Origin of the sequence: Bradyrhizobium sp. Rc2d (genome assembly GCF_900099855.1) — a bacterium.
GTDB lineage: Bacteria > Pseudomonadota > Alphaproteobacteria > Rhizobiales > Xanthobacteraceae > Bradyrhizobium.
The window spans coordinates 107,249-131,735 of the sequence record NZ_FNCU01000023.1 but is presented as its reverse complement, the minus strand read 5'-3'; the positions used below and the strand labels follow the sequence as shown (position 1 = coordinate 131,735).

Sequence of the window (24,487 nt, the reverse complement as noted above, 5' to 3'; positions counted from 1 at the left end):
CAACGACGCTGTGGGGCGGCGCCGCGCGCCGGTCGAGCAGGTCTTCGCGCGCCTCAAGGTCGTCTATGGCTGGGCGCGCGCTCGCTATCTGGGCTTGGCGCGCAACCAGACGCATCTGCGTCTGCTTTGCCTCGCCATGAACCTCAAACGATGGGCGGTGCTGCGTCCGACAAGGGGGATGGCGTGACCGCCATCGCCCACGGCCATCGATTCAGCCGCGAAAACGGCCCACCGTTCGCGCCCCGCCCGAGGCCGCAAAAAAATCCTTGAAATCGCGCCTCACTCCTGCGCGACCGATTGCGCAAAGCTCTCGCAAGCGGGAGAGGGAGCCCACTGCCGATGCCGAAGCATTATTCACGCCATATGCGATAGCCCTACCCGCCTGCGGGGGGAGGGCTGGGGAGAGGGTGCATCCGCATCGGGACAACCCCCTAGAGGAAAGAACCCTCACCCGGCGCTGCGCCATAGCCGAGGCTTTGCCTCGGCGTCTTTTGAGATGACGGCCGCCGGAGGCGGCCTACGCCTCTCCCGCATCCGCCTCCGCCAAGGCTTCGGCGGACAGGAGAAGTGGCCACAACCGTCACACCGGCAGCGCGATTGAATACTTCACCTGGCTCAGCGCAAAGCTGGACTCGATCGAGGCGATGCCGTCGAGCCGGGTCAGCTTGGTCTTCAGGAAGGTCTCATAGGAGGCGAGGTCGGCCGCCACGACGCGCAGTAGATAGTCGCGGTTGCCGGTCATCAGATAGCATTCCAGCACCTCGTCCCATTTCGAGATCGCGCGGGCGAAGCGGTTGAGGTCCTCCTCCTTCTGCCGCGCCAGCTTGATCGAGATGAAGACGCTGACATGCAGGCCAAGCGCCTTCTGGTCGACGGTCGCAACGTAGCGCGAGATAACGCCGCGCTCCTCCAGGAGCTTGACGCGGCGATGGCAGGGCGAGACCGAGAGCCCGACCTTGTCGGCGAGTTCCTGCATGGTCATGCGGCTGTCGGTCTGGAGCAAAGCGAGGATCTTGCGGTCGATGGCGTCGAGCTCGGGCATTGGGATGGAACCTGTCTTTCGTTGGGTTATATTGGTAAAATATCCCAATATCTGGGGGGGCTGGCGCGAAAAATTGAGAAGTTTGGCGCCGCCCGCAGGCGTATCATCGCAGCGTCTGTTTCCGGGAGCATTGCCATGCCCGTTGATTCCGCTCGTCTCGACACATTGACCGCTCTTAGCCGCAAGGCGCTGTGGCTGTCGTCCTGGACGATCCACCATGCCAACCACATCCGCGCCAATGCGGACGGGCTCAAGGTCGGCGGCCATCAGGCCTCATCCGCCTCGCTCGCCACAATCATGTCGGCGCTGTACTTCCACGTGTTGCGCCCTGAGGATCGCGTCGCGGTGAAGCCGCATGCGAGCCCGGTGTTCCATGCCATCCAATATCTGTTCGGCCGGCAGACCCGCGAGAAGCTGGAGAATTTTCGCGGCTTCAAGGGCGCGCAGTCCTATCCCTCGCGCACCAAGGACGTCGACGACGTCGATTTCTCCACCGGCTCGGTCGGCCTCGGCGTCGCGCAGACGCTGTTCGCCTCGCTCGTGCAGGACTACGTCAAGGCGCATGGCTGGATGAAGGATCGCCGCGAAGGGCGGATGATTGCACTCGTCGGAGACGCCGAGATGGACGAGGGCAACATCTTCGAAGCCCTTGCAGAAGGCTGGAAGCACGGCCTGCGCAATACCTGGTGGGTAGTCGACTATAACCGCCAGTCGCTCGACGCCGTCGTGCGCGAAGGGCTCTGGGAAAAATTCGAGACCATGTTCCGCAATTTCGGCTGGGACGTGGTGATCGTGAAATACGGCCGGCTGATGCGCGAGGCCTTTGCCGAGCCCGGCGGCGAGGCGCTGAAGCGCTGGATCGACAATTGTCCGAACGCGCTCTATGCCGCGCTGTGTTTTCAGGGCGGCGCGGCGTTCCGCAAGCATCTGCATGACGAGATCGGCGATCAGGGCCCGATTACCAAACTGATCGACAAGCGCAGCGACGACGAGTTGCTGGCATTGATGTCGAATCTCGGCGGCCACGACATGGCGAGCATGCTGGAGGCGTTCGAGTCCATCGACCACGATCGCCCGGTCTGCTTCATCGCCTACACCATCAAAGGCGTCGGCCTGCCGTTCCAGGGCCACAAGGACAACCACGCCGGCCTGATGACGGTCGCGCAGATGGAGAAATATCGCGACAGCCAGAACATCCGCCCCGGGCACGAATGGGACAAGTTCGAGGGCCTCGCGCAGGATGCGGCCGAGTTGGAGGCTTTCCTCGCGCGCGTGCCGTTCAACCAGGACGGCCGCCGGTTGAGCGCGCCTGTCGTCGAGGTGCCCCAGCAGCTCGTCTTCAAGCCGTCGCCGCAGATGTCGACCCAGCAGGGCTTTGGTCTCGTGCTGAACGAGATCGCACGCAGCGACAGCGAGCTCGCGAGGCGCATCGTCACGACCTCGCCTGATGTCACCGTGTCGACCAATCTCGGCCCCTGGGTCAATCGCCGCGGCCTGTTCGCGCGCGCCGAGAAGGCAGACTTATTCCGCAGCGAGAAAATTCCCTCGACCTTCAATTGGGATGCTTCCCCCAAGGGGCAGCATCTCGAGCTCGGCATTGCCGAGATGAACCTGTTCATCATGCTCTCGGCGCTCGGCCTGTCGCACCAGATCAACGGCGAGCGGCTGCTGCCGGTCGGCACGCTCTACGATCCCTTCATCGAGCGCGGGCTCGATGCGCTGAACTATGCCTGTTACCAGGATGCGCGTTTCATGGTGGCGGCGACGCCATCGGGCATCACGCTCGCGCCCGAAGGCGGCGCGCACCAGTCGATCGCAACGCCGTTGATCGGCATGGCGCAGGATGGCCTGGCCTCGTTCGAGCCGGCCTTCGTCGACGAGCTCGCCGTGATCATGGCTTTCGGTTTCGAGCACATGCAGCGCGAAGCCGGCGAGGGCGGCTCGGTCTATTTGCGGCTCTCGACGCGCAGCATTGAGCAGGCGCAGCGCATCATGACGCCGGAGCTGAGGCAGGGCATCACCGACGGCGCCTATTGGCTGCGCAAGCCGGGGCCGAATGCCGAAGTCGTGATCGCCTATACCGGCGCGGTGGCGCCGGAGGCGATCGAGGCGACCGGCTTCATCGGCGAGAGCCGCCGCGACGTCGGCCTGCTCGCGATCACCTCGGCCGACCGCCTCCACGCAGGCTGGACTGCCGCGCGAAAATTGCGCCGCGACCGCCGCGGCGTGCAGCATCTCAGCCACATCGAAAGACTGCTGGCGCCGTTGCCGCGCGACTGCGGCATCGTGACCGTGATCGACGGCCATCCCTCCGCGCTCGGCTGGCTCGGCAGCGTCCGTGGCCACCGCGTCGAGGCACTCGGCGTCGAGCAGTTCGGCCAGACCGGCACGATCGCGGACCTCTACCGCCACTACGGCCTGGATGCCAACGCCATCATCGATGCGGCCGAAAGCCTCACCACCGGCGCGCCGGTGCTGCACCGGAAGATGGCGGTGTAAGTCTCCGTCGTCGTCCTGGCGAAGGCCAGGACCCATACGCCGCGGCGGGTGTTGTAGGTGATGGGCGGTAGATGCCTGAGCAAGCCAACCCGCGTTGGTGGTAATGGGTCCTGGCCTTCGCCAGGACGACGGCAGTTGAGACCTTGCCTCGCTCCCGCCATCGGCTCATATAACCTCCGTCCGCCGCAACGCTGGCCCCGCATATGGCGGGTTCAATTGCTGGCGCTTTCGTGCAAGGATGCCTGCCGAAACGCCCCCTCCAAGCCCCCAAGAAGAGGTTAACGATGGTCAATCGCATGCAATTCTACATCGACGGCGCCTGGGTCGATCCCGCCGTCAAGAAGTCCACCGCCGTGGTCAATCCGGCGACGGAAGAGGCGATGTACGAGGTTGCGTTGGGCTCCAAGGCCGACGTGGACAAGGCCGTGGCCGCTGCCAAGCGCGCCTTTGCGACGTTCTCCCAGACCAGCCGCGAAGAGCGCGTCGCGCTGTTCTCCAAGATCATCGAGATCTACAAGGGCCGGCTCAAGGAGATCGGCGCTGCCGTCTCCGATGAGATGGGCGCGCCGCTGCCGATGGCGGAGAAGCTCCAGGCCGGCGCCGGCCTCGGCCATCTCATGACCACGCTCGACGTGCTCAAGAACTATCATTTCGAGGAGCCGGTTGGCACCGCCATGGTGCTGCGCGAGCCGATCGGCGTGGTCGGCATGATCACGCCCTGGAACTGGCCGCTCAATCAGATCGCCTGCAAGGTCGCGCCCGCGCTCGCCGCCGGCTGCACCATGATCCTGAAGCCGTCGGAGTTCACGCCGACCTCGGCGCTGATCTTCGCGGAAATCCTCCATGAGGCCGGCGTGCCGAAGGGCGTGTTCAATCTCGTCAACGGCCTCGGCCCCGAGGTCGGCGCGGCCATGAGCGAGCACCCCGATATCGACATGATCTCCTTCACCGGCTCGACCCGCGCCGGCATCGACGTGGCGAAGCGCGCGGCGCCGACCGTGAAGCGCGTCAGCCAGGAGCTCGGCGGCAAGTCGCCGAACGTGATCCTCGAGGGTGCCGACTTGCAGAAGGCGGTGACCGGCGGCGTGATGCACATGTTCAACAACTCCGGCCAGTCCTGCAACGCGCCCTCGCGTATGATCGTGCCGGCCTCGAAGATGAAGGAAGTCGCCGCGATCGCGAAGGCCGTCGCCGACAAGACCAAGGCGGGTGATCCGCGCGCCGAAGGCACCACCATTGGCCCGGTCGTCAACCGCGGCCAGTGGGACAAGATCCAGGGGCTGATCAAGAAGGGCATCGACGAGGGCGCAACGCTTGTCGCCGGCGGCCCGGGCCTGCCCGAAGGCGTCAACAAGGGCTTCTATGTCCGCCCGACCATCTTCGCCGACGTCACCCCTGACATGACGATCGCCCGTGAAGAGATCTTCGGGCCGGTGCTGACCATCATCGGCGCTAAGGACGAGGCCGACGCGGTGAAGATCGCCAACGACACGCCCTACGGTCTTGCGGGTTACGTCTCGGCCGATACGGTGGAAAGCGCCAAGCGCGTTGCCCGGCAGATCCGCGCCGGCAACGTCAACCTGCAGGGCGTGCCCAATGACCGCACCGCGCCGTTCGGCGGCTACAAGCAGTCCGGCAACGGCCGTGAGTGGGGCAAGTACGGCCTCGAGGAGTTCCTCGAAGTGAAGGCCGTCGCCGGCTTCAACGCGGCGTAAGCTTTATCGTCTGAATGAACACGACGCCGGAGCGGGAAACCGCTCCGGCGTTTTTCGCTTCCGTCATTGCGAGCGAAGCGAAGCAATCCAGCATCGTTCCGCGGAGATAGTCTGGATTGCTTCGTCGCAAGTGCTCCTCGCAATGACGGTGGAGAGACCTTATCCCCCAACCGCGCCTTGCGTATTCACATACAGCGCGTAGATCGACTGGCTCGCGGCCATGAACAGGCGGTTGCGCTTGACGCCGCCGAAGCAGAGATTGGCGCAGCGCTCGGGCAGCGCGATGCGGCCGATCATGACGCCGTCGGGCGCGAACACGACGACGCCGTCAAGCTCGGGATCGCCCATGCCCCAGCCGCACCAGAGATTGCCGTCGATATCGCAGCGCATGCCGTCCGGCGTGCCGGGACCTGCATCGATGTGGACGCGCTTATTGGAGATCGTGGCGCCATCAGGCGAGACATCATAGGCGAGGATCTTTCGGTTCGGTTGCCCACGCGATTCCACGACGTACAGAATCTTCTCGTCGGGCGAGAAGCACAGCCCGTTCGGCCCCAGCACACCCTCGGCGACGATGGTCGCTTTACCGGTCGCGGGATCGAGCCGGTAGACGTTCGGCTCGATCTCGGGCTCGGCCTTGTAGCCCTCGTAATTGCCGAGCAGGCCGAAGGTCGGATCGGTGAACCAGATCGAACCGTCCGATTTAACAACGACATCGTTCGGTGAGTTCAACCTCTTGCCGTTGAATTGATCCATCAGCACGGTGATGCTGCCGTCATACTCGGTGCGCACCACGCGGCGGCCGCCATGCTCGCAGGTGACGAGCCGGCCCTGACGATCCCTGGTGTTGCCGTTGGCGAAATTCGAGGGTTTTCGGAACACGCTGACGGCGCCGGTTTCCTCCTCCCACTTGATGATGCGCTGGTTCGGGATGTCGCTGCACAGCAGATAGCGCCCGTCGCCGAACCACACCGGCCCCTCGGCCCAGCGCAGGCCGGTCGCGAGCCGCTCCACCGCCGAAAGCTTCAGCCAGTATTTTTCGAAGCGGGGATCGAGTGCACGTATCGCCGGATCGGGGTAACAGGTCGCCGGCCGCCAGCCTTGCGGCCGTTCTTGGGTGTGGGACGATGCATCGTTCATGTGCAGTCTCGTTGTTGCGTTCCCTCTGTGCAAGTCTGCTAGCATCAGATATCTACGGCCGCAAATCGGTCGCTACTTATGAGGAAAGACATGCCGCGCATCTTGATGACGGGAGCTTCGGGCGGAATTGGAACGCGCCTGCGGAAACTGCTGCCTCCGATCTATCCGGACCTGCTGCTGAGCGACATCCGCAAGCCGGCCGATCTCGGCCCCGACGAGCAGTTCAAAGCGGCGGACCTGTCCGACATGGCGCAGGTCGAGGCGATCTGCGAGGGCGTCGACGGCATCATCCATTTCGGCGGCTATTCGGTCGAAGGCCCCTGGGACGACATCCTCCAGGCCAACATCATCGGCTGCTACAATCTGTTCGAGGCCGCGTATCGCAAGGGCGTCAAGCGCGTCGTGTTCGCCTCGTCGAACCACGCCGTCGGCTTCTATCCGCGCCATCACAAGATCGGCACCGATGTCACCCCGCGCCCCGACGGCCGCTATGGCGTCAGCAAGGTGTTCGGCGAGGCCGTCGGCGCGCTCTACGCCGACAAGCACGGGCTGAAGGTGACTTGCCTGCGCATCGGCAATTTCGGCGACATGCCGCTCGACCAGCGCCGGCTCGCGATCTGGCTCAAGCCCGACGACCTCGTGCAGCTCTGCCAGATCGGGCTCGAGCATCCCGACATCCATTTCGAGATCTTCTACGGCGTGTCCCTGAACGAGCGCGCCTGGTGGGACAACCACCGTGCCTACGAGTTCGGCTACCGCCCCACCGGCCGCTCCGAGGATCACGTCGCGCACGCGATGGCCGAGCAGGCCAAGCTGAAGCCGGACCCGATCGGCGACCACTATCAGGGCGGCGCCTTCTGCAGCAGCGAGTTCGACGGTGATGCGAGCCGCATCATCGACTGGAATAAGCGGTAGGGATGTTGATGTAGCCTAGGCTCTCGCCACTATGCAGGTGCACTCCCTCGCCCCGTTCTTACGGGGAGAGGGTTGGGGTGAGGGGCTTTCACCGCGAGGACCGTGAGAGTTGGACTCGCGGAAGTCTCTTGCCATTGTTCTGCAACACTTCCGTAGGTTCGTCATCCTAGCCTCCGCGTCTGAGGTTCTCGGCAGCGCGTCTAAGGACGTCATGGAGCCATTCGTGCGAGGGCTCGCCGTCGACACGCTCGTGCCATAGCAGCCGGACCTCCAGCGGGGTCGCTGTGTAGGGAAGCTCGTAGATCGCGATCGGATAGTTTTGCTCCAGTGCTTGCGCGAGCGGGCGCGGGACGATGGCTGCCAGTTCGGAATCCCGAAGCAGCGCTGGGACGGCCAGAAAATGCGGCAATGACACCGCCATTCGCGGCGGCTGGTCGCTCTCGGCGAGTGTCCGCTCGAGCGCATCGCGGTCGTACATTTCCGAGCGCCGCGCCAGGCCGCGCTCGGAGATGAAGCCGCCGATCGCGCCCTCCTGCTCTCCACCGAAGGAGACCACCACCAGCGGCAGCCGTGCAAGCATCGCCTTGTCCAGCCGACCAAGCTTGCGCTTCTTGCCGACAATCAGCACGTCGTCATATTCGAATAACAGCGACGTGCGGAAACGGCTCGGCGGGAGCGAGAAAACGCCGATCGCAACGTCGATGCGACCGAGGTCGATCTGCTCGGCAAGGTCGATCCGCGTGACCGGCTTGATCGTCAGGTCAATGTGAGGCGCCTCGCGCCCGAGTATCTTCAAGAGAGGCGACGCCAGCACCATCGTGGCGAAGTCATTGGCAGCCAGCGTAAACTGCTTGGTTGACGTCGCAGGAACGAAGGTCGGCAGTTCCACAGCTGCCTCGAGCACGCGTAGCGCCTCGCGAATCTGGGGGGCCATTGTCAAGGCCCGCGCCGTCGGTTGCATGCCCGCGGCCGTGCGCACGAACAGCTCATCTTCCAGCATCTCGCGAAGCCGGGCGAGCGAGTGGCTTACGGCGGACTGGCTCAGCGCGACTTTCTGGCTGGCGCGCAATACGCTCCTTTCCTCCATGACGGCGTCGAACACCTTGAGCAGGTTCAAGTCCAATGTCTTGAATGAAACCGACACGATGAGGATCCAGTTGATGGCTGACGGCGCGCCGCGACGACGGCCAGTTAAGGTCAGGGACGTCGCAGATGCAACCGCGCAAACGACCGAACCAAGCCTTGAGCGGCGCGCCCGAGCAAACTGAAGGCGGTTCAGGATCAATCTGCAAGAGTTTCACTTCCGCAAGAGACCGATTCCGGCATTGTTCAGTCGCTGTGTTCGGAGGAGGTGAGCCATGAGATCGACCGCGACGATAGGTACCGGCAAGACGGTCGTTGCGACGTTGATTTCGCTGATGCTCACGACCGCCGCGATTGCCGAGGATGCACCGGTCAAGCTCGGGGTGCTGACCGACATGTCCTCGCTTTATGCCGACAATGGCGGGCAAGGGTCAGTGGTCGCTGCGCAAATGGCCGTTGACGATTTCAAGGGCAGGGTTTTGGGACGCCCCGTCCAGATCATTGCCGGCGACCACCAGAACAAGGCTGACGTAGGATCGGTGATTGCACGGCGCTGGATCGAGAACGAAGGTGTTGAGGTGATTCTCGACGTCCCCAATTCGGCGGTCGCGCTCGCGGTGCAAGGCATTGCCCGTGACAAGAAGAAGCTGTTTCTCGCCACCGGCGCCGCCACCTCGCGCCTCACCGGTGACGAATGCTCGCTGACCGGCATTCACTGGACCTACGATACCTTTGCTTTGTCGCAGGGCACAACGAAAGCGATCGCCCGCCTTGGCGCAAAGACTTGGTTCTTCCTCTCTGCTGATTATTCGCTCGGCGCACAGCTCGAGGCCGACAGCCGCCGGGTCATCGGCGCGACCGGTGGCAAGGTCGTGGGCGCGGTCAAGCATCCGATCAACACGCCGGATTTCTCCTCCTTCCTGCTGCAGGCGCAATCTTCGAAGGCGGATGTGATCGCACTGGCCGATGCCGGCGGTGATTTCATCAATGCGGTCAAGCAGGCCGGCGAGTTCGGGATCACGCGCGGGCAAAAGCTTACCGGTCTGATCGTTTTCATCGCGGACATTCACAGTCTGGGATTGCAGAGTGCTCAAGGCTTGATGCTCAGCTCGGCATTCTACTGGGATATGAACGACGACACGCGTGCATGGGCGAAGCGCTTCATCGAGAAGACCCAGAAGGTCCCGACCATGATCCATGCCGGCACTTACGGCGCGGTGATGCACTATCTCAAGGCGGCCGAAGCGGCGGGCACGCTCGATGGACCTGCCGTTGCCGCCAAGATGCGCGAGATGCCGGTGAATGATTTCATGACGAAGAATGGCCGGATCCGCCAAGACGGCAGATTGATCCGGGACATGTATCTGTTCCGGGTCAAGTCACCGCAGGAATCGAAACATAAGTTCGACTACTATGAGCTGCTCGCGACCATTCCCGGAGACGAGGCCTTCAGGCCGATGGAGGACGGAGGATGCCCGCTCCTGAAGAAGCCGTGATGGCCGGAGATGAGGCGCGTGTCGTTGCGCAGAGCCCGATCGACGAGATCATGACCGGCCGGTTTGCATGCCGCGAGTTCTGCAACGCTCCCGTCGCCCGACGAACGATCGAGCAGATCCTCCGTGTCGCGCGATTCGCGCCCAGCGGTGCGAACATCCAGCCCTGGCATGTCTACGTGCTGACGGGCGAGGTCAAGGGCAGGGTGTCGGCGGCGCTGCTGGAGGCGCACGAGACCTCTCGTGACGAGCACGTCTCTGAGTACAAATACTACGCCAGCGATTTACCCGGTCTGTATCTCAAACGGCGGCAGGAATTCGGCCGACTGTTCTATGGCTCGCTCGGCATTCATCAAGCCGATTCCGAGGGGAGGAGCAGACAGACCGCGAAGAACTACACATTCTTCGGCGCGCCCGTGGGATTGATCGTGACCATCGACCGTCGCCTGGAAGTCGGTAGCTGGCTCGACCTCGGCATGTTCGTGCAGAACATAATGCTCGCGGCGGCCGGACACGGGCTTCAATCGTGCCCGCAAGAAACGTTCGCAAAATACCACCGGGTGTTGCGCCCGCTGCTGTCGATTCCGGCGGAGCAGATGGTGGTGTGCGGCATCTCGGTCGGCAAGGCCAAGCTTCAGGGGCAGGACAGATTGATGCCTCGGGCAGACATCGATGAGTTCGCGACGTTCCTTGGTTTCGAAGATTGAAGGTCGAAGAGGAGATCACGATGCAAAGCCGAGAAGAACTGATCCAGTGCAGCATTCCGTTTCTTCGGGAGGTCAAGGACATGACCCCGGGAGCTGAGATGGAGCGTTGGCTCAACGAGACATATGGGGAAGAGAGCGCGCTCTATCAGGATCTCGCTCGCCTGATCAAGGTCGGGGTCGAGGAAGGATGGGCCGCAAACCAGGAAGTTGACGGCCCAAACTATCGGCGCAGCCGTATCCTTGAGCCGACGGCCGACACGTTCCAGTTCAGCATCACTGCTGTGTACATGAACAGCGCCGATCCGCGCCGCTTCAAGGACGAGGACGACCACGACGTGTTGCGGGGACAATATCACGGCCATCCCTACGGCGAGCTCAACCTTGTGGTGCCCTTGAACAAGGGCGCGGAGTTGAAGGGATTACAGGGTTGGCAGGGAGCCGGCTGGACGGCGCCTGATCCAGGCAGCAGGCACTATCCTGAAGTCAGGGGCGGCGCGGTCATTGCACTGTTCTATCTGCCGGCTGGGCGCATCTCATACGATTTCAAGGCGCCGGCCGGATGATTGCGCGACGCGAAGCGCTCGGGTGCGCGCTCGCCAATTCCTGACAATTGCTGCGGGCGGGCCACGCGCCCGGCTTGGGGCTCAAGGCGGGCAATTTGTCGTCGATCACCGCATGTCCGCGGGCGCCGCGCGCAGATCGTCCGTGACGTGTTCGAACAAGCGGGGCCCGCGCGATCGCACGAGCTGTCGCACGTCATTTTGCAACGCGCGCTTCCTGCTTCTTGGTCACATGCCAGAGCACCACATGGTAATGCGGTACATCCACGCCGGGGTGACCCGCGTTGAAATATAAGCTGACATGATCAACTGGTACCGCGGACCCAGCCCCCTCCAATGACTTGTGATCGTCGATGTCCTTGTTCGGGACCATGTACACGGTCGCCACCAATCGATCCCTGCGATCGAAGCACAGGAACGGCCCCAGCGGCAAAGTGTCGGGCTTGACGAAGATGATGCCGAGGCCCGGAAAGAATTTCGGGAAGTTCACGAGATCGCTGACCCGCTTGTATCCGTTTTTTTCGGCGACCTTCCGCTTATTTGGCGGCCGACGAACGACTTCGGGCTTCTCTTCGTGCTTCCTGTGCGCCTTGCTGCTTCGGTGAGGGGCTGTCCTGGTTTGATCGACCTTGGCGGCCGGCGGCGCGGTGGCTGGCGCGAGCGTCTGCGGCGCTGGCGGAAAGAAGGGAGCAAATTGGGCGGCAGGACGCGTTACGTCGGCGATCAAGGCGAGCAACGCAACCAGGGCTGCCTTCATAAGCGCGTTGCGCATCGACACCTCCCCGAGATTTGCCTGCCAAATTTTGCTCACTTATCCGGATTGCGTTCTCGCCAGCGCAGGAAGTCCCGGAACAATTCTTCGCGGTCTGGCGGATTGGCGGTTGGCTTTCCCTCGAGGAACCGGCCGAACGCCTTGCGAAGCGCGGCCTCGCCCCCGGATTGCTGCTGGAGCCAGCGCTCTGCCGGTCGGAATCGTTGCCATCCCGGGAGCAGCGCGGCCAGGTTCACCTCGCGCCATTTTGGGTGATGTGCGTCGCCGAGAAATTCGGGAAAGCGCGCGAACAATGTCTGGACGAAGAATTCCAGCAACCGAAATCGCTCGTTGCCGCTTGGCCAGTTGTAGGCGAAGAGAGCGGATTTGATCGCGATCGTGTCGACACTTGCTTCGGCCGCGATGATGTTCGGGTAGTCCTGATGGCGAAGCGTCGATGGTAGATAGTCTTGTTGCAGCAGCTCTTTGGAGTAGGGGATGGGCAGGAGGTGAATATCATCGAGCTGCGAGACCTGCGTCAGGAAGTTGACCGGTTTTCCTGAGACCAACAGAGCGGCGGAGAGATCTCCCTTCCTCAGACCATCCAGCGCGGCCTCCGGTCCCAAGTTCGACTCGCTGACCTTGACGCCCAGACGGTTCAACACTTCGCGGCCGAGGATGGCGCCGGCACTGCCGTCGTCCCCGAGATTGACCCTCTTTCCCGACAGCTCCGACAGACTTCTGATCTCGAGCCGCGCGAGAAGATGGAACTCTTCGATATGGAGCGGGGCAATGTAGGTCAGCTTGTCAGAGATATCTCCGAAGGTCCTTGTCTCCCGGAGCCGGTCGACCAGGACGACGGGCGCGATCGCCACGTCGGCGCCTGCGAGGGTGAGCACATCAAGGACGTTGCGGATACCGCCGTTTCCCACGATGGGCAGGACCCGCAAGGCGACCTCGCCACGAGGGCCGGTCTCTTGGCCGCCGGCGAGCGTGGTTGCAATGTCCTGAGCGATCGCGAATTCAGTGCATTGCGGTGTACCGGTTACGAATCCCACCGTATACGGGTCCGCAGATCGTCCCGTTTCCTTCCGCGGGGTGCTTTCTTTTCGCAGAGCTTTCCCGGTTTCACTCGGAGACGCGGGCAGCCGCTTTTGTGCGAGGGACTCCTGGACCTGTCCGCCGAGCCAGGCCGCTGCAATCAACGCGATGAACAAACCGGCCCGCATCGCTCCGCAGACCCTCATTGTTCAAATAGCCGGCCCTCCCTTGGGCCGACATGCTGATCGATCGTCACCCGGCCACGTCCAAAGCATGACGGGCGAATGAAGCTCGCTCGAGCCTTCCAACGCGCCGGGGCTTGCGACGTTCCGGGGAGCGAATAAGGCTCGTTTCGTGGCGGGAAGCCCCCACCTAGAGCCCGGCCTTATCCTCAGCGATGCGCTTGAGATAATCCGACTTGCTGAATTGCATGTGATCGACACACAGCTGCGCCAGCGCCCAGCTGTCGCGGCCCTTCAAGAGCTCGATCATCAGCTCGTGCTGGCGTCGCGATTGCGCGAGGCCCTCGTGGTCGGCGAGGTTCTTCGCGCGCATCGGCAGCGTCAGGTTCATGTAGTGCTGGAGTGAGCGCACCAGATACGGATTGCCGCAGGCCGAGAACAGCGCAAGGTGGAAGGCGTCGTTGGCTTCGTGAATGCCGCGCAGATCCTGCACATCCGCCTTCGCGCAATATTGCCGTTGCAGCGCGGAGAGTTCGTCGATCAGGGCTTGTGGCGCGGGCAGGGAGATCATCAGCGCGGCCTGCCGCGTCAGCATCTCCCGCACCTCGTAGATCTGCCGGACTTCCTCCGCCGAGTAGAACCTTACGGTGGCGCCGACGTTCTTCTCGCGGCGGACGATGCCGCGCCGCTCGGCATCCACCAGCGCCTGACGCACGAAGTGCCTGGAGGTGCCGTAGCGCGACATCAGCGCGTCCTCGGTGAGGCGTGCGCCCGGTGCGAGACGGCCGAAGATGATGTCTTCCTCCAGGCGCGCGACGACGTCGTCCGGATCGTCGCGCCGGACCGGCATGCTGTCTGCGGTGCGAATGTCGGACATGCCCTCGGCCTCCCGGCGTCTGGCCGGTTCGTCCTGTGGAGCAGGGGACGCCTGGATTGTCAATAATTTGTACCGCAGGCGACGCAAAAAGCGAGAAAGTGCGACAATATTGGCCAATCTTATTGACAATCGAGGGGCAGGCTGTACCACAATGGCAAAGTGAATGGAGTGGCATGATGACGAGTGGTTTGCGCAAGGGTCTGACGAGCTATGGCGATGCCGGCTTCTCGCTGTTCCTGCGCAAGGCGTTCATCAAGGCCATGGGCTATTCCGACGACGCGCTGGAGCGCCCGATCGTCGGCATCACCAACACCTATAGCGACTACAATCCCTGCCACGGCAACGTCCCGCAGATCATCGAAGCCGCCAAGCGCGGCGTGATGCTGTCGGGCGCGATGCCGTTCGTGTTCCCCACTATCTCGATTGCCGAGAGCTTTGCGCATCCGACCTCGATGTACTTGCGCAATCTGATGGCGATGGACACGGAGGAGATGATCCGCGCCCAGCCGATGGATGCGGTGATCGTGATCGGCGGCTGCGACAAGACGCTGCCGGCACAGGTGATGGCAGCGATCAGCGCCGATCTGCCGACGGTGGTCATTCCGGTCGGCCCCATGGTGGTCGGCCATCACAAGGGTGAAGTGCTGGGCGCCTGCACCGACTGCCGCCGGCTGTGGGCAAAATATCGCGCCGGCGACATGGACGATGCCGAGATCGAGGCGGTGAACGGGCGCCTCGCGCCGTCGGTCGGCACCTGCATGGTGATGGGCACGGCTTCGACCATGGCCTGCATGATCGAGGCGATGGGCCTGTCGTTGCCGATGAGCGCGACGATTCCGGCGCCGCATGCCGAGCGTTTCCGTCTGGCGGAGGCGAGCGGCAAGGTGGCCGCCGAGATGGCGAAGACCAAGGGGCCGAAGCCGAGCGAGTTGCTGACGCCGGCGTCCTTCAGGAATGCGCAGGTCGTGCTCCAGGCGATCGGCGGCTCGACCAACGGCCTGATTCATCTGACCGCGATGGCGCATCGCTCGCCGCACCGGCTCGATCTCGAAGTGTTCGACCAGATCGGTCGCGAGGTGCCGGTGCTGGTCGATCTCAAGCCGTCCGGCGAACATTACATGGAGCATTTCCATCACGCCGGTGGCGTGCCGAAATTGCTGGCGCAGCTCGGTGATCTCGTCGACCTCGACGCCAGGACCATCACCGGCCAGACGCTGCGCGATATCGCGGCGAATGCGGAGGACGTGCCCGGCCAGGACGCGATCCGTCCACGCGACAATCCGATCAAGAAAGAGGGCGGTCTTGCCGTCCTGCACGGCAATCTCGCGCCGCGCGGTGCTGTGATCAAGCAGTCGGCCGCCAGTCCAAAACTGCTGCAGCACACCGGGCGCGCAGTGGTGTTCGAATCCGTCGAGGACATGACCCTGCGGGTCGACGATCCCGATCTCGATGTGAACTCCGACGACGTGCTGGTGCTGCGCAATGCCGGCCCCAAGGGTGCGCCGGGCATGCCCGAGGCGGGCTATCTGCCGATCCCGAAGAAGCTCGCGCGCGGCGGCACCAAGGACATGGTGCGCATCTCGGATGCGCGCATGAGCGGCACCGCGTTTGGCACCATCGTGCTGCACATCACGCCGGAATCCGCCGTCGGCGGGCCGCTGGCGCTGGTGCGGAACGGCGACATGATCCGCCTCGATGTGGCCAAGCGCAGCATCGAGCTGCTGGTCGATGCGGCCGAGCTCGAACGGCGCCGCGCCGCGTTGAAACCGGCCGCGGTGCCCGAGGAGGCCCGGCGCGGCTACGCCTGGCTGTTCAACGAGACCATCATGCAGGCCGACGAGGGCTGCGACTTCGATTTCATGCAAGGGACTGGGAAGAAGACCGAGAAGGGCTGATCAAGACTCGAACGAGCGCTCAGACCGCACAAGCGGCGGGCGATAAAACAGGGGGGAAACGATGATTGCGCGATCCATGCCAAGATTCTTACATGGGTTGGCGGCCATGGCCGTCGTGCTGTTCGTCACGGAGGCCGGGGCACAGGAGGTGAAGCATTATCGCTTCGCCTATGACCAGCCCCGCAACACCGGCTATTCCATCGCGGGCGACCTCTTTGCCGAGAAGCTCAAGGAATTGAGCAAGGGCACCATGATCATCGACCAGTATCCGGGCGCCCAGCTCGGGCAGGAGCCGCAGGTGCTCCAGCTCGTGAAAGCCGGAGACGTCGAATTCTCGATCATCTCATCGGCCAACACCGCGACGATCTCGCCGCAGGCCGGCGTGATGTCGCTGCATTATTTGTTCCGCGACGAGAACCACGTGATCAAGGGGCTGGCCGATCCCCGCGTGTTCGAAGCGCTCAGGATCATGATCGACGAGACCACGCAAGGCCTGCACGTCATCGCGACGGGATCGCAGGGCGTGCGCCATATGTACTCCAAGAAAGAGATCCACAACGTCGGCGACGTCAAGAGCCTGAAGGTCCGGGTGCAGGCGACCGCGACCGAGGACACCATGTTCCCTGCCTATGGCGCCCAGACCGTGCACATGCCGTTCGGCAGCGTCTACACGAGCTTGCAAACCGGCGTGGTCGACGCCGCCGAGAACAGCATCAATGTCTACCTCGTCAACAAGCATTACGAGGTCGCGCCCGTCCTCAACATCACCGAGCACGAGGCCAACAACGCGCTGGTGTTCGTCTCCGACAAGCTCTGGCAGAGCCTGTCGGCCGAGCAGAAGGGGTGGGTGCAGACGGCGGCCAACGAGATCAGCACCAAGGAGCCGGCGAAAGCGTTCGAGCTTGAGCGAACCGCGGCTGAGAAGCTGAAGAAGATGGGCGTCAAGCTCGTCCAGGACGTCGACAAGAAGAGCTTTACGGCGATCGCCGATCCCTATCTCGACAAGCTCGCCAAGGAACTCGGCCCGCATGCCGAGAAGATCAAGGATTTGATCCGGTCGATTAATTGACGTGGTGCCGGAAGACGGTGCGCTCCCTCTCCCGCTTGCGGGAGAGGGTAGGGGAGAGGGTGTCTCCTCGGAGAGACTTCCAATGAGGCGAGAGCCCTCACCCGGCGCTCCGCGCCGACCTCTCCCGCAAGCGGGAGAGGTTCAGACAACCCACAGCTACCGACTCAACTAAATCATTCCGCACCACGTCGGAACGACGGGGGACATTGAATGGCTATCGCCGACAAACTGCTCGTTCAACGCCAACGCCACCTGAAGTGGCGCGGGCTCGACTGGCTCGAGCTTGCGCTGATGATCCTCTGCGGCTTGCTCTGCTTCGGCTTCTCACTGTCGGTGACCGCCGACATCGTCACCCGCACCATCGGACATCCCTGGCTGTGGCTGCAGGAGGTGACGTCGACGCTGTTCATCTACGCGATCTTCATCGGCACGGCGGCTGCGACCCGTCGCAACGACCACCTCTATCTCACCGCGATCTCCGAGGCGATGCACGGCACCTCGCGGCTCATCGTCGAGGTGATCATCCGCCTCGTCGTGCTCGGCGTCGCCTTCTGCCTGATCTGGTACGGCTATCAGAATTATCTGCGCGGCTTCGGCAGCTTTCGTCTGCCGTCGGGCACGCCGATCGCCTCGCTCTATGCGATCATTCCACTGTCGGGCGTGCTGATCGGCCTGTTCACAGTCGAGCAGCTCGTCAATGGTCTCCGCAACGGCTTTGACCATCCGGAGCCTCCCGAGGAGGATGGAACGCCCGTCGTCACCGACGCACAGATGAGGGCGCAGCCGTGAGCGCACCCATCGTCCTGGCCTTGATGACGGTCTGCTTTCTGTCCTTCGGCTATCTCGGCGTGCCGGTGCCGTTCTCGCTGATGGCCGGCGTCTTCATCGGCGCGCTCCTGTCGGACGTGTCGCTCGCCGCGATCATCCAGAAGATCTTTGACGGCGTCGATTCCGAGGCGCTGCTGGCGATCCCGTTCTTCCTCCTGGTCGGCGAGCTCATGAGCTCGGCCAATGTGGTGGTGCGAATAGCCAATCTCTCAGTGTCGCTGGTCGGACATATCAGGGGCGGGCTGTCGCAAGTCGTGGTGGTCTTCAGCATGTTCTTCTCGGAGATGTCGGGCTCGACCACCGCCGACGTCGCCGTGATGAGCCGCGCGCTGGGTGGGCCGATGAAACGCGAGGGCTATGAGCCCGCCTTCATCGCCGCCATCATTGCCTCTGCCTCGACTATCGCCGCCTTAGTGCCGCCGAGCATCACCGCGGTGGTCTATGGCGCGGTTGGCAACGTCTCGATCGCCGGCCTGTTCATGGCGGGCGTGGTGCCGGGCCTGATGATTGGCTTTGGCCTGATGATCTACTGCTACTTCTTCGGCCCTTCCGGCCTGCGCAAGCCGCGTGCGCCGCTGCGACAGGTGGTGTTCGCCGCCGGCGATGCCGCGCTGCCGCTGATGATCCCAGCGATCCTCCTCGGCGGCATCCTGACCGGTTGGTTCACGCCGACGGAAGCCGGCGTCGTCGCCGTGGTCTGGATTATCCTGGTCGTGATCCCCTCGCTCAATCGCGGGCATATCAGGAAAATCCCCTACGATTTCTGCCTCGCTGGCCTGATCTTCTCGCTGCCGCTGATCACGATCGGCGCCGCCAACGCCTTCGGCTGGATGCTGGCCTATTTGCGCGGGGCGACCTACATCGCCGAGTGGATCACCTCGATCGCCGGGAACGACCCGCATTTGATCATGCTGTTGATGGTGCTGCTTTTCACCATCGTCGGCGACTTCATCGAGCCGGTGCCGACCATCATCATCTTCATGCCGCTGGTCAACGCGCTGACCGAGGCCGGCGAGATCAACGCGGTGCACATGGGTGTGGTGCTGATCGCGACGCTCGCCTTCGGCCTGATCACGCCGCCTTACGGGCTGGTGCTGCTGATGGCGTCGAAATTCGTCGGCATCAGTTTTGCCAAGGCCTTGCGGGCGGCGTTGCCGATCTATCTGGTGTTCCTCGCGACCATCGCGTTTGCGATCTATTTCCCGAGCGTGGTGCTGTGGCTGCCGCGGCACGTGCTCCCCGAGTCGGTCGGCTGCTTCAAGTCGCCGGCCGGCACGGGCTATATCTGTCCGCAGTAGGCCTGCTCGAGTGAACGCTACTTGCCCTTGCTGGTGAACTTCTTCACGGCGGTGCGGAACGCCTCCGTGTTCATCGCCATGATGATCTTGTGCTCCTCGGCATCTAACTGCTGCTTCACCGGCGTGGTCGCGGCCTGGTAGACCAGGGACTTTGTGCCGGCGATCGCCGCCGGCGGGTTCTGCGCCAGCCGCTCGGCGAGTTTTCGCGTCGCCGCCTTCAGCTCCGCGGCAGGAAAGACTTTAGCGACCAGACCCCAGTCGTGGGCCTGCTGCGCGGTAAAATTATCCTCGGACAGGAAGATTTGCAGCGCCCGGCGGGAGCCGACCGTGCCGACGATCCCGACCGTGGAGCCGCCGTCCGGCGACACGCCGATCTTGGCATAGGCCGGCGTGAACTTGGCGTCGTCTGCGGCAATACAGAGATCGGTGACGAAAGCGAGGCCCATGCCGGCGCCGGCGGCCGAGCCGTGGACGCTGGACAGCGAGATCTTCGGCATACGGCGGAGGATCTCGATGAAGGCGTGATAGTGCTTGAGCAGCTCGCCGACCACGGGTGTCACCGTGCCCGCTTCGGCGGCAGCACCGATCGTCTGCAAATCGCCGCCGGCGCTGAAGGCACGGCCTTCACCTTCGAGGACGACGACGCGGATGCTGGCGTCGCCTTCGATTTGGGACGCGAGCTGTTCGAGCCTCTGCGCGATGGCGAGGTTGATGGAATTGAACGCGGCGGGGCGGTTGAGCGTGATGGTCGCGATCGGGCCATCGATCCGCAGCAGGGCAGGATCATCGGGCTGGGAGACGGGAGCTGGCATCTTGAAATCCCCGGCAAGAGGTTCGTTGCTGCAACTAAATCGCAGAAGGCGAGGGGTGACAATCCCCGTCCGCCGCTCTTGCGTTGGGCGGAACGATAGGCTCAAATGGGCCCGCCTTCGCCAAGGGACGGACACGAGCGCCGGCTCCTCGTAAGGCCAGCAAATCAAAATCAGCGAGAGAGGAGACGACATGGGTCACGCTCGTGTCTCCGGAATTGGGCTGTTGCAATGACGGATGGTCCGGTGATCATTGTCGGTGCCGGCCATGGCGGCTACCAGGTCGCGGCATCCCTGCGCCAGGCGGGCTTTTCGCAGCGCATCTGCCTGATCAATGACGAGGCGCATCTGCCGTATCAGCGGCCGCCGCTGTCCAAGGCCTACATCAAGGGCTCGGCCGGGCCGGAGAGCCTGATGTTCCGCCCCGAGAAATTTTACCACGACCAGACCATCGAGCTGATCGCTGGCCGCGCGGTCTCGATCGACCGCGCCGGCCGCAAGCTGCATCTCGCCTCGGGCGAGACGCTGCCTTACGGCCACCTCGTGCTGGCCACGGGCGCGCGCAACCGCCTGCTCGACCTGCCCAACGCCAATCTGCCCGACGTGAAATACTTGCGCATCCTCGACGAGAGCGAGGCGCTGCGCCAGATCATCCCTTCGAAGACGCGCGTCGTGGTGATCGGCGCCGGCTTCATCGGCCTCGAATTCGCCGCCACCGCGCGGATCAAGGGCCTCGAGGTCGACGTGCTCGAGCTCGCCCCGCGCGTCATGGCGCGCGCGGTGACGGCTGAGGTCTCGGAGTATTTTCAGGCGCGGCATCGCGAGGCCGGCATCCGCATTCATCTCGGTGTGCAGGCAACCAGCATCGAGGCGGAGGGCGGCAAGGTCACCGGCGTCTCCTTGAGCGACGGACGGCATTTGCCCGCCGATCTCGTCGTGGTCGGCGTCGGCGTGCTGCCGAACATCGAGCTTGCCGCGGAAGCGGGGCTGCCGGTTGCCGCCGGCATCATCGTCGACGAATATCTTGTGACGGCTGATCCCAATATCTCCGCGATCGGTGATTGCGCGCTGTTCGCAAGCCCGCGCTTCGGCGGCTCGCTGCGGCTGGAATCGGTGCAGAACGCCACCGATCACGCCCGCTGCCTCGCGGCGCGGCTGACCGGCGACCGAAAGCCCTATGACGGCCATCCCTGGTTCTGGAGCGACCAGGGCGAGGACAAGCTCCAGATTGCCGGCCTCACCACCGGTTACGACCGCGTCGTGCTGCGCGGCGATCCCGCCAAGAAGGCGTTCTCGGCGTTCTGCTACCACGGCGACAAGCTGCTCGGCATCGAATCGATCAACCGCGCCGGCGACCACATGTTCGGCCGCCGCTTGCAGGCCATGGATCGCTCGATCACGCCGGAGCAGGCCGCCGACGAGAGCTTCGACCTGAAGAGCGCGCTGGCTTGAGTCTCCTCCCTCGCCCCGCTTGCGGGGAGAGGGTCGGGGTGAGGGGGACTCTCCGCGGGGACGGTGATAGTTGGGCTCGCGGAGACTCCCCCTCACCCGGATTGCATCTTCGATGCAATCCGACCTCTCCCCGCAAGCGGGGCGAGGTGAAGAAAGCGCTCCGTCTTACAAGACCGCAGCCACTTCCTTTGCCGTCGGCATCGACGGCCCGGCGCCCATGCGCTGCACGCTGATCGAAGCGGCGGCGTTGGCAAAGGTGAGTGCGTCGCGCAAGGCCGTGCCATCGGCGAGGCGCGCCGCGAGCGCGCCGACGAAGCAGTCGCCGGCGCCTGTGGTGTCGACCGCCTGCACTGCGCGCCCCTCCACCGAAATCTCCTCGCGCCCCGCCAGCGCGAGCACGCCGCGCCTGCCGAGCGTGACGCAAATGGTTTGGTCCGGCCGTGCCTGAAGCTGCCGTGCCACGTCGATGATCCGCGCGGCCTCGTCGCTGTCGGAGAGCTCGGTGCCGGCGAGGAAGCCGAGCTCGGTCTCGTTCAGCACGAGGATGTCGACCAGCGCGAGCAGCTCGCCGGGCATGCTTTGCGCCGGCGCCGGGTTGAGCAGCGTCGTGGCTCCGGCGGCGCGTGCGCGCTGGAAGAACGCGGCAATCGCCGGCAGCGGAATTTCGAACTGGCTGACCGCGATGTCGCCCTCCAGCAGCGGCACGACGCTGACATCATCGGCGTCGACCAATGCATTGGCGCCGGGGATGACGACGATGGTGTTGTCGGCCTCCGCCACCGTGATGATGGCCGTGCCGGTGTGCGCAGCAGTCGTCTCCTGGAGATAGCCGAGATCAATGCCCTGACTGCGCAGGAAAACCTTAAGCTCAGCTCCGAAGGAATCCTTCCCCAACCGCCCGATCAGCGTAGTCCTGGCGCCGAGCCGCGACGCCGCCACCGCCTGGTTCGCGCCCTTGCCGCCCGGGAAATACAGCACCTGGCGGCCGGCGACGGTCTCGCCGACCTTGGGATGGCGATCGGCCGTCGCCACTACATCCATGTTGATGCTGCCGGCGACGAACACGCGCCCCATGACACACCCTTCCGCTAGACCCTGACCTCGAATTCGTGCCTGACCTTGGCGATGTCGACGAGCGTCGGCAGGCCGGCCTCGTTGCCGAGGCGCTGGATCTTGTAGGTCGAGGCGGCGCGGGCAAAATCAAAATGCTCGCGCCAGCTTTTGCCGGGATGGGCGAGGTAGGAATAGACATAGGCGCCGTGGAAGACGTCGCCGGCGCCGTTGGTGTCGATCACGCGCTCGCGCGGGATCGGCATCGCCGGCATCACCTGCACCGTCCCGGTCTCGTCATACCAGAGCAGGCCCTTCTCGCCCATGGTGATGCCGCCGATCTTGCAGCCGCGGCTCTTGAGGTAATCGAGCATCTTCTCCGGCGTAAGGTCCATCTGCTCGCACAGCCGCTCGGCGACGATGGCGACGTCGATATATTCCAGCAGCTCGTGCGTGTTGGTGCGCAGGCCGCCGCCGTCGAGCGAGGTCAGGATGCCGGCCTCGCGGCACACCTTGGCATAGTGGATCGCCGCATCCGGCTGGTGGCCGTCGACGTGCAGCGCGCGGCAGCCGCCGAGATTGAGCATCGGGAACGGATGAATGTGCTCGTCGTCGCGGCAACGGACGATGGCACGCTTGCCGTCCTTCGGCATGATGAAGGAGAGCGACGACTGCTTCACCTTTCGCGCATGCAGCGAGATCGCGTATTTTGCGCACATGTCCTGGAACATCCGCCCCAGCCAGTCATTGGCGGCGGTGGCGATGAGGTCGGGCACGATGCCGAGCTTGGCGCAGCAGAACGCCGCCGTCACCGCGTTGCCGCCGAAGGAAACCGCGTAGTCCGAAGCCACGTGCTTCTCGTCGCCGGTCGGCATGTGGTCGGTGATGAAGACGACGTCGATATAGGTCTGTCCGATGAAGAGAGCCTGCATTGCTTGTCCGTGATGCGCTTGTGGTCCCGGCCGGCACGCCTACTCTAACACCGGTTCCGCCGAGGGATCGCTGAAAATATTCGCAAGACTGCCGCCCGAAGCGCTTGAGGTCAGCATGGTGGGGGAATACGACCATGACAGGGAAATGCCAAGCCCGGACAAACGCCGTTTTTCGGCCCTTGGTTCCGGGTCGACAAGGGGCGGTCAAAAAGGGGGGAAGATGATCACCGGCCTCGATCATGTCGTCGCTCTGGTCAGAGATATCGGTGCGGCCAAGGCGGCCTATCAGACGCTGTTGGGACGCGCGCCGGCCTGGCAGAATTCCGGCGAGGGCGCTGACCGGGCGCTGTTCACCCTCGACAACATGACGATCGAATTGATGGCACCGAGCGGCTTCAGCGTCAGCGCCGACCGCATGCGCGCGCTGCTCGACGACCAGGAGGGTGTGCTCGCGAGCCTGTGCTTTCGTGTCGCAGACATGAGCAAGATGTACCGCCGGCTGGAGCGCGTGGCGTTGAGGCCGGATCCGGTCGTGGAGGTCGAAAGCAGCGATGCCGCATCCGACGCCGTGCTGCACTGGAAGCGCACGCGTGCCGCCACGGAGCTCACGCGCGGCGTGCGCATGTTCTTCCTCGAGCTCGCCGACGAGCGGCCCAAGTCGCTCGCGACCGACATCGCACCGATCGACGCGCTCGATCACGTCGTGATCACGACGGAGGATTCCGAGCGCGCCGCCGCGCTCTATGGCGCGCGGCTCGGGCTCGATCTGGCACTCGACCGCTCCCACCAGGATTGGGGCCAGCTGATGTTCTTCCGCTGCGGCGATCTCATCGTCGAGGTGGTGCGCCGCCCGGTGGCGGGTGGCGATCCCGCGCATGACCGGCTCTGGGGCCTGAGCTGGCGCGTCGCCGACATCGACGCCACCCGCGCCCGCCTGATCGCTGGCGGCCTCGACGTCTCCGAGGTCCGCAACGGCCGCAAGCCGGGCACGAGGGTGATGACGGTGCGGAACGGCACCTGCGGCATCCAGACCGTGCTGCTGGAGCGTTCGCCGAAGCCGGTGGAGTAGGGCCCCGGTCTCTCCACCCGTCATTGCGAGCGAAGCGAAGCAATCGAGAATTCCTCCGCGGTGGCAGTCTGGATTGCTTC

The 24,487-nt window shown here is 63.9% G+C and carries 22 protein-coding genes; 13 read left to right on the top strand and 9 right to left on the bottom strand.

The genetic code is table 11. The features are described from left to right. Window positions 1-187, top strand: a 187-nt coding sequence (locus BLV07_RS26425) for a transposase (RefSeq protein WP_143035496.1), incomplete at its 5' end; no start/stop codon positions are given. Between the two features lie 393 nt (window positions 188-580). Here the strand turns inward: BLV07_RS26425 and BLV07_RS26420 are convergent. Then, window positions 581-1,042, bottom strand: coding sequence for an Lrp/AsnC family transcriptional regulator (locus BLV07_RS26420; protein WP_091891703.1), 462 nt, complete (start codon window positions 1,040-1,042; stop codon window positions 581-583). Between the two features lie 135 nt (window positions 1,043-1,177). On the opposite strand from BLV07_RS26420, the gene BLV07_RS26415 reads away from it, so the two are divergent. Both BLV07_RS26415 and BLV07_RS26410 read left to right on the top strand, forming a co-directional pair. Next, window positions 1,178-3,541, top strand: a complete 2,364-nt coding sequence (locus tag BLV07_RS26415; protein ID WP_091891700.1) for a thiamine pyrophosphate-binding protein — start codon at window positions 1,178-1,180, stop codon at window positions 3,539-3,541. Between the two features lie 284 nt (window positions 3,542-3,825). Further along, window positions 3,826-5,256: an aldehyde dehydrogenase family protein gene (locus BLV07_RS26410; RefSeq protein WP_091891697.1), complete on the top strand. Its 1,431-nt coding sequence runs from the start codon at window positions 3,826-3,828 to the stop codon at window positions 5,254-5,256. Between the two features lie 159 nt (window positions 5,257-5,415). Here BLV07_RS26410 and BLV07_RS26405 read toward each other — a convergent pair whose 3' ends face one another. Next, on the bottom strand, window positions 5,416-6,396 hold the full coding sequence (locus BLV07_RS26405) for an SMP-30/gluconolactonase/LRE family protein (protein ID WP_091891694.1): 981 nt from the start codon (window positions 6,394-6,396) through the stop codon (window positions 5,416-5,418). Between the two features lie 90 nt (window positions 6,397-6,486). On the opposite strand from BLV07_RS26405, the gene BLV07_RS26400 reads away from it, so the two are divergent. After that, the gene (locus BLV07_RS26400) at window positions 6,487-7,311 is read left to right on the top strand and encodes an NAD-dependent epimerase/dehydratase family protein (RefSeq protein ID WP_091891691.1); all 825 of its coding nucleotides are present in this window, start codon (window positions 6,487-6,489) and stop codon (window positions 7,309-7,311) included. Between the two features lie 166 nt (window positions 7,312-7,477). On the opposite strand, the gene BLV07_RS26395 is transcribed toward BLV07_RS26400, so the two are convergent. After that, a complete protein-coding gene (locus tag BLV07_RS26395) occupies window positions 7,478-8,596 on the bottom strand; it encodes a LysR family transcriptional regulator (protein WP_244551219.1) in 1,119 nt (372 codons plus the stop codon). A gap of 73 nt (window positions 8,597-8,669) precedes the next feature. On the opposite strand from BLV07_RS26395, the gene BLV07_RS26390 reads away from it, so the two are divergent. The 3 genes from BLV07_RS26390 to BLV07_RS26380 are packed head-to-tail and all read left to right on the top strand — an operon-like array spanning window position 8,670 to window position 11,157. After that, the gene (locus BLV07_RS26390; protein ID WP_091891685.1) at window positions 8,670-9,890 is read left to right on the top strand and encodes an ABC transporter substrate-binding protein; all 1,221 of its coding nucleotides are present in this window, start codon (window positions 8,670-8,672) and stop codon (window positions 9,888-9,890) included. Window positions 9,891-9,940: 50 nt separating this feature from the next. Beyond that, complete coding sequence (locus BLV07_RS26385; protein ID WP_244551218.1) at window positions 9,941-10,594, top strand: nitroreductase; 654 nt, start codon at window positions 9,941-9,943, stop codon at window positions 10,592-10,594. Between the two features lie 20 nt (window positions 10,595-10,614). After that, the gene (locus BLV07_RS26380; protein WP_091891737.1) at window positions 10,615-11,157 is read left to right on the top strand and encodes a 4-hydroxylaminobenzoate lyase; all 543 of its coding nucleotides are present in this window, start codon (window positions 10,615-10,617) and stop codon (window positions 11,155-11,157) included. A 193-nt stretch (window positions 11,158-11,350) separates the two neighbouring features. On the opposite strand, the gene BLV07_RS26375 is transcribed toward BLV07_RS26380, so the two are convergent. From BLV07_RS26375 to BLV07_RS26365, 3 genes are all read right to left on the bottom strand, one after another. Next, a complete protein-coding gene (locus BLV07_RS26375) occupies window positions 11,351-11,926 on the bottom strand; it encodes a hypothetical protein (protein WP_091891734.1) in 576 nt (191 codons plus the stop codon). Window positions 11,927-11,961: 35 nt separating this feature from the next. After that, a complete protein-coding gene (locus BLV07_RS26370) occupies window positions 11,962-13,122 on the bottom strand; it encodes a TAXI family TRAP transporter solute-binding subunit (RefSeq protein WP_244551217.1) in 1,161 nt (386 codons plus the stop codon). A gap of 196 nt (window positions 13,123-13,318) precedes the next feature. Continuing rightward, window positions 13,319-14,005: a GntR family transcriptional regulator gene (locus BLV07_RS26365; protein WP_091891675.1), complete on the bottom strand. Its 687-nt coding sequence runs from the start codon at window positions 14,003-14,005 to the stop codon at window positions 13,319-13,321. A 176-nt stretch (window positions 14,006-14,181) separates the two neighbouring features. Here BLV07_RS26365 and BLV07_RS26360 point away from each other — a divergent pair, with 176 nt between their 5' ends. The 4 genes from BLV07_RS26360 (at window position 14,182) to BLV07_RS26345 (ending at window position 19,095) form a co-directional block, all read left to right on the top strand. After that, window positions 14,182-15,900 (top strand): IlvD/Edd family dehydratase, encoded by a 1,719-nt coding sequence (locus BLV07_RS26360; protein ID WP_176945762.1) that lies wholly within the window; start codon window positions 14,182-14,184, stop codon window positions 15,898-15,900. Between the two features lie 61 nt (window positions 15,901-15,961). Then, window positions 15,962-16,969, top strand: a complete 1,008-nt coding sequence (locus BLV07_RS26355; RefSeq protein WP_091891669.1) for a TRAP transporter substrate-binding protein — start codon at window positions 15,962-15,964, stop codon at window positions 16,967-16,969. Window positions 16,970-17,179: 210 nt separating this feature from the next. Further along, window positions 17,180-17,758, top strand: coding sequence for a TRAP transporter small permease (locus BLV07_RS26350; protein ID WP_091891666.1), 579 nt, complete (start codon window positions 17,180-17,182; stop codon window positions 17,756-17,758). Further along, on the top strand, window positions 17,755-19,095 hold the full coding sequence (locus tag BLV07_RS26345) for a TRAP transporter large permease (RefSeq protein ID WP_091891663.1): 1,341 nt from the start codon (window positions 17,755-17,757) through the stop codon (window positions 19,093-19,095). The genes BLV07_RS26350 and BLV07_RS26345 overlap by 4 nt, the downstream gene beginning before the upstream one ends. 17 nt (window positions 19,096-19,112) lie before the next feature. Here the strand turns inward: BLV07_RS26345 and BLV07_RS26340 are convergent, their stop codons facing one another. Then, the gene (locus BLV07_RS26340) at window positions 19,113-19,907 is read right to left on the bottom strand and encodes an enoyl-CoA hydratase/isomerase family protein (protein ID WP_176945761.1); all 795 of its coding nucleotides are present in this window, start codon (window positions 19,905-19,907) and stop codon (window positions 19,113-19,115) included. 228 nt (window positions 19,908-20,135) lie between these two features. Here BLV07_RS26340 and BLV07_RS26335 point away from each other — a divergent pair, with 228 nt between their 5' ends. Beyond that, a complete protein-coding gene (locus BLV07_RS26335) occupies window positions 20,136-21,356 on the top strand; it encodes an NAD(P)/FAD-dependent oxidoreductase (protein ID WP_091891660.1) in 1,221 nt (406 codons plus the stop codon). Window positions 21,357-21,521: 165 nt separating this feature from the next. On the opposite strand, the gene rbsK is transcribed toward BLV07_RS26335, so the two are convergent. Together rbsK and BLV07_RS26325 are read right to left on the bottom strand one after the other, a co-directional pair. Further along, window positions 21,522-22,430 carry a ribokinase gene (gene rbsK / locus BLV07_RS26330; protein ID WP_091891658.1) on the bottom strand — a complete coding sequence of 303 codons (909 nt, stop codon included), beginning with the start codon at window positions 22,428-22,430 and terminating at the stop codon, window positions 21,522-21,524. Between the two features lie 14 nt (window positions 22,431-22,444). Continuing rightward, window positions 22,445-23,338 carry a sugar kinase gene (locus BLV07_RS26325; RefSeq protein ID WP_091891655.1) on the bottom strand — a complete coding sequence of 298 codons (894 nt, stop codon included), beginning with the start codon at window positions 23,336-23,338 and terminating at the stop codon, window positions 22,445-22,447. 220 nt (window positions 23,339-23,558) lie between these two features. Between BLV07_RS26325 and BLV07_RS26320 the strand changes: the two genes are divergently transcribed. Continuing rightward, entirely contained in the window at window positions 23,559-24,407 is an 849-nt protein-coding gene (locus BLV07_RS26320; protein ID WP_091891652.1) for a VOC family protein, read from the top strand. Window positions 24,408-24,487: the final 80 nt, after the last annotated feature.